Annotated in this window: 6 protein-coding genes; all 6 read right to left on the reverse strand. The window is 73.0% G+C overall.

The genetic code is table 11. The annotated features are described in order from the left end of the window. On the reverse strand, window positions 1-761 hold a 761-nt coding region (locus ACWDX9_RS60550; RefSeq protein ID WP_449972984.1), incomplete at its 3' end, for a PEP-utilizing enzyme. Then, window positions 754-1,035, reverse strand: a complete 282-nt coding sequence (locus ACWDX9_RS60555; protein WP_449972986.1) for an HPr family phosphocarrier protein — start codon at window positions 1,033-1,035, stop codon at window positions 754-756. The genes ACWDX9_RS60555 and ACWDX9_RS60550, both read right to left, overlap by 8 nt. Window positions 1,036-1,045: 10 nt before the next feature. After that, window positions 1,046-2,050, reverse strand: a complete 1,005-nt coding sequence (locus tag ACWDX9_RS60560; RefSeq protein ID WP_449972988.1) for a zinc-dependent dehydrogenase — start codon at window positions 2,048-2,050, stop codon at window positions 1,046-1,048. Next, complete coding sequence (locus ACWDX9_RS60565) at window positions 2,047-2,475, reverse strand: PTS sugar transporter subunit IIA (protein WP_449972990.1); 429 nt, start codon at window positions 2,473-2,475, stop codon at window positions 2,047-2,049. Before ACWDX9_RS60565 ends, ACWDX9_RS60560 begins: the two co-directional genes overlap by 4 nt. Next, window positions 2,468-2,776, reverse strand: coding sequence for a PTS lactose transporter subunit IIB (locus tag ACWDX9_RS60570; protein ID WP_225963163.1), 309 nt, complete (start codon window positions 2,774-2,776; stop codon window positions 2,468-2,470). Before ACWDX9_RS60570 ends, ACWDX9_RS60565 begins: the two co-directional genes overlap by 8 nt. A gap of 3 nt (window positions 2,777-2,779) precedes the next feature. Next, window positions 2,780-3,889 (reverse strand): PTS mannitol transporter subunit IICB, encoded by a 1,110-nt coding sequence (locus tag ACWDX9_RS60575; protein WP_350734782.1) that lies wholly within the window; start codon window positions 3,887-3,889, stop codon window positions 2,780-2,782. Between the last annotated feature and the right edge of the window lie 192 nt (window positions 3,890-4,081).

The following is a 4,081-nucleotide window of genomic DNA, read 5'->3' on the forward strand; positions in this document are numbered from 1 at the left end:
GCCGCCAGCCTGGCCCGCTCCGCGCGGTCGGCCTCCTGGACCTCGGTCGCCTCCCGCTCGGTGAGGCCGACGGCGAGCTCGCCGGTGCGGCCGTCCACGCCGACCACGGTGCTGTCCGGGACGTCCATGATCCCCTTGCAGGCCACCACGGCGGGCAGGCCCCGGCCGCGGGCCAGGATCGCGGTGTGGCTCGTCGGCCCGCCCCGCTCGGTCACCAGCGCCAGCACGTCCGGGCCCAGGCCCGCGGTGTCGGCGGGGGAGAGGTCCTCGGCCACCAGCACGTACGGGTGGCCGGGGGAGGGGAGCCCCGGCATGGGGAGGCCGAGCGCGAACGCCACGGCCCGGTGCCTGAGGTCGTCGAGGTCGGCGGCCCGCTCGGCCAGGTAGCCGCCGAGCGCGGCCAGCGTGTCCCGGTGCTGCGCGAAGGCCGCGTCCAGCGCGTGGGCGGCGTCCATGCCCTCCTGGGCCCGGCCCTGGGCGTCCTCCAGCAGCATCGGGTCGTCGGCGATCATGGCCAGCGCCTCGAGGATGTCCGCCGCCTCCCCTGAGGCGCCGGCGGCGCGCCGGGTGAGGTCGGCGGCGACCGCCTCCAGGGCCCCGGCGACGGCGGCCGACTCGGCGGCGGGGTCGGTGACCGGGCGCGGCGGGGGCAGCGTCGGAGGGGCGGCCATCCGCATCGTCGGCCCCGCCGCCCGCCCCTGGCTGACCCCGAGGCCGGTCAGCAGCCCGCCCGAACCGGAGAAGGCGGGCCGGTCAGGCATCGAGGGCCTCTTCCGCGTCGAGGTCGCGCGAGAGCAGCGCCGCCAGCGAGTCCAGCGCCTCGTCCGCCCCCGGCCCGTCCGCCTCCAGCGTCACCTCCGTGCCGCGCACGGCCCCCAGCGACAGCACGCCGAGCATGCTCTTCGCCGGGACCGCCTTCTCCCCGAGCCGCACCGTCACCGGCACCCCCAGCCGCGCCGCCGCCTGCACGAACAGCTTGGCGGGCCGGGCGTGCAGGCCGCTGGCAGAGGCCACGATCACCGTTCGCTGTGCCATCCCGAACCTCCTAGGGCTCAATAGTGACCTTGATGGCCGCGCCCCTGCTGACGAGGTCGATCCCGTCGAGCACCCGGGGCAGCGGCAACCGGTGGGTGATGAGGTCGGACACCACCACGTCCCCCGAGGCTACGAGCCGCAGCGCCTCGGCGTTGTGGGCCGGGCTGGAGCCGTTCGCGCCGACGATGGTCAGCTCGCGGTAGTGCACGAGGTTGGAGTCCAGGGTGACGAGCGGGTCGTCCTTGGGCAGGCCGCCGAAGAAGCTGATGCGCCCCTGCCGGGCCGCCATCCGTACCGCCTGCTCCTGCGCCGCACCCGAGGCCGCCGCCGTGATCACCACGTCGGCGCCGCGCCCGCCGGTCAGCTTGAACACCTGCTCGACCGGGTCCGCGTCGATCGCCGCGTCCGGGCGTACCAGCTCGGCGGCCATCGCCAGGCGCTGCGGGTTGACGTCCACGAGGAAGACGCGGGCGGCGCCGCGGGCCCGCGCGAGGCGTAGGTGCAGGCAGCCGATCGGGCCCGCGCCCATCACCACCACGTCGTCGCCCGCCCCCACGCGCGCCAGCGACTGCCCGTTGAGCACGCAGGCGTGGGGCTCGGCCACCGACGCCTCGGCGAAGCCGACGCCCGGCGGGATGGCGTTGACGCCGTTCACGGCCAGCACCTTGGCCGGGATCACCATGTACTCGGCGAAGCCGCCGTCGTAGTGGTAGCCCATCGACTCCTGGTTCGGGCAGACGGTCAGGCGGCCGCGCAGGCACTCCGGGCAGGCGCCGCACGGGATCGCGGCGATCACCTGCACCCGCTCGCCCGTGTCCACGACCTCGCCGGCGATCTCGTGGCCCATCACGCGCGGCGGCCTGATGTGGTGGTGCCCGAACTTGAGGATCTTGGCGTCCGTGCCGCACGTCGAGCAGTTCCGTACGCGGATCTTCAGCTCGCCGGGCCCGGCGACGGGCTCCGGCGCGTCCTCGATCCGGATGTCGCCGGGAGCATGGAATCTGGCGACTTTCACGCTGTGAGCTCCTTCATCACTTGTGAGACTTCGGTGGCCTCGCGCAGCGTCCTGGCGCGGTCGGGGTCGAGCAGGATCTCGGCCAGCGCCGCCAGCAGCGGCACGTGCCCGCCGTCCTTGGCCGCGATGCCGACGCAGAGCGTGACCTGCTCGCCGTCCCAGTCGATGCCGCCGGGGAAGCGCACCACGCAGATGGCGTCGCGCTTGACGTCCTCCTTGGAGGCGTTGGTCCCGTGGGGGATGGCCACGCCCTCGCCGACGTACGTGGAGATCGTCCGCTCCCGTTCGAGCATCGCCTCGACGTACGGCTCCGCGACCGCCCCCACCTCGACCAGCGCCCGCCCGCACCGGCGGATGGCCGCGGCGCGGTCGGGGGCGCTCTCGTGCAGCAGCACGGCCCGCGGGTCGAGCAGGCCGTCACGCATCGACCGTGCCGCCGTTCTTGATGGTGTTGACCAGCCGGGTCACCGCCGGGTCGCCGAGGAAGATCTGGAACGAGACCAGGACCTTCCCGGGGGCGGCGGCCCTGGCGCGGGCGGCCAGCCCGGCGTGGCACAGGACCACGTCGGCGTCGTCGGGGATGGAGTTGACGGGGGTGTGCTCGACGCTGACGCCGGTGTCCTTGAGCTGCTTGCGCAGCGTGGAGGCGAGCATCACGCTGCTGCCCATGCCCGCGTCGCAGGCCACGATGATCTTGTGGATGTCCTTGCTGTCGATGCCGGCCATGGCTCAGGCCTCCTTGGTGGCGGGTTCGGTGACGGTTTCCTGCGAGTCCGCGGACTCGTCCTTCTTCTCGCCCCGGCCGAAGCCGAGCAGGATCGCGGCGACGGCGAACGACACGCCCGTGGCCACGAGGATCCCCAGGCTGGAGCCGAGCCAACCGCCCTTAGGCGTGACCGCGATGTAGGCGAAGATGCTGCCCGGCGACGGCGTGGCGACCAGGCCCGCCCCGGTGACCATGAACGTGAACACGCCGGCCGCGCCGCCCGCGATGACCGCGAGGATGAGGCGGGGCTTCATGAGCACGTACGGGAAGTAGATCTCGTGGATGCCGCCGAAGAAGTGGATGATCATGGCGGCGGGCGTGCTCGGGCGCAGCTCGCGCGGGCCGAACAGCAGGTACGCCAGCAGCAGCCCGAGGCCGGGCCCCGGGTTCGACTCCAGCATGAACAGGATCGACTTGCCCGTCTCCGCCGCCTGGGCGACGCCGAGCGGGCCGAGCACGCCGTGGTTGATGGCGTTGTTCAGGAACAGGACCTTGGCCGGCTCGATCAGCACCGAGGCGACGGGGAGCAGGTTGTGGCCGATGAGCCAGCTCACCGCGTTGCCCGCGGCCGTGGTGACCGTCTGGACGATCGGGCCGATGCCGAACATCCCGACCACGGCCATCGCGCCGCCCACGATGCCGGCGGAGAAGTTGTCCACGAGCATCTCGAAGCCGGCCTTGGTCCGCTGCTCCGTGAACTTGTCCACATATTTCAGGATCAAGGCGGTGAGCGGGCCGATGATCATGGCGCCGAGGAACATCGGAGAGTCCGTGCCCACCACGACGCCCATCACCGCCACCGCGCCCACGACCGCGCCGCGCTGCCCGTGCACCATCCGGCCGCCGGTGTAGGCGATGAGGATCGGCAGCAGGGTCGAGATGATCGGGCCGACCATCTTCGCCAGCGTCTCGTTGGGCAGCCAGCCGGTCGGGATGAACAGCGCGGTGATGAGGCCCCAGGCGATGAACGCGCCGATGTTCGGCATGATCATGCCGGCCAGGTGGCCGCCGATGCGCTGGATGGTGGCCTTGACACCGGTTCCGGTGACCGGGGGAGTGTAACTGTCGGCCATGGACTTGCTCCTTCGGGGGGATGAGCAGTTGATCAGCCGCTGTGCGGGACCAGGGGAGAGGTGAGGGGGCGGGACGGGTCGGGCGGGTGGACGGCGACGACGACGGGGTCGATGTCGGCGGGGCCGGGCATGCGGCTGCCGGGCAGGCGGACCGCCGCGGCGCCCCAGGCCAGCGCCCGCGCCAGCGCGTCG

The sequence above is a fragment of the Nonomuraea sp. NPDC003201 genome (assembly GCF_053590415.1).